Source organism: Nocardia noduli, from assembly GCF_019038455.1.
GTDB lineage: Bacteria > Actinomycetota > Actinomycetes > Mycobacteriales > Mycobacteriaceae > Nocardia > Nocardia noduli.
This window is the reverse complement of the sequence record NZ_JAFMPL010000272.1, coordinates 1-461: the sequence shown is the minus strand read 5'-3', so window position 1 is coordinate 461 and position 461 is coordinate 1. Positions and strand designations below refer to the sequence as shown.

General features: G+C 70.9%; 1 protein-coding gene. It reads left to right on the top strand.

What is annotated here, in order from left to right; all coding sequences use genetic code 11:
- Positions 1-201: 201 nt before the first annotated feature.
- The coding region (locus JZ792_RS43690) for a TIGR02300 family protein (RefSeq protein ID WP_216918438.1) at positions 202-461 on the top strand (260 nt) is incomplete at its 3' end.

Below are 461 nucleotides of genomic sequence, written 5' to 3'. Positions count from 1 at the left end.
GTCATGGGCTGGGGGCAACGGACCGGTACGGCACCGCGGGCCCGGGCATCCGGGCGGGCGCGTCGGGCCGGGCACCGCCCCGGCGGCGGCCCCGTGGGATCCGTCTCGGTCGAGGCGGGCCACCGGGCGCCGTCCTGTGCTACACACCGTCGAAACCACGCCGGCGATCCGGCATCGAACACGTTCTTAAGGAGAGTTGCAGTGGCGCGTCCGGACCTTGGTACAAAGCGGATCTGCCCGACGACGGGGAAGAAGTTCTACGACCTCAACAAGGATCCCGTCGTCTCCCCCTACTCGGGCGAAGTCGTCCCGACCGCGGTCGCGACCTCGTTCGGCAGGGCGGCCCCTCCCGTCGTCGCCCGCAAGGAGGCGCCGGTCGAAGAGGAGGACGAGGCCGAGGGCCCCGAGCTCGTGTCCCTCGACGAGGTCGAGGCCGAAGAGGCCGACAAGGACACCGATAC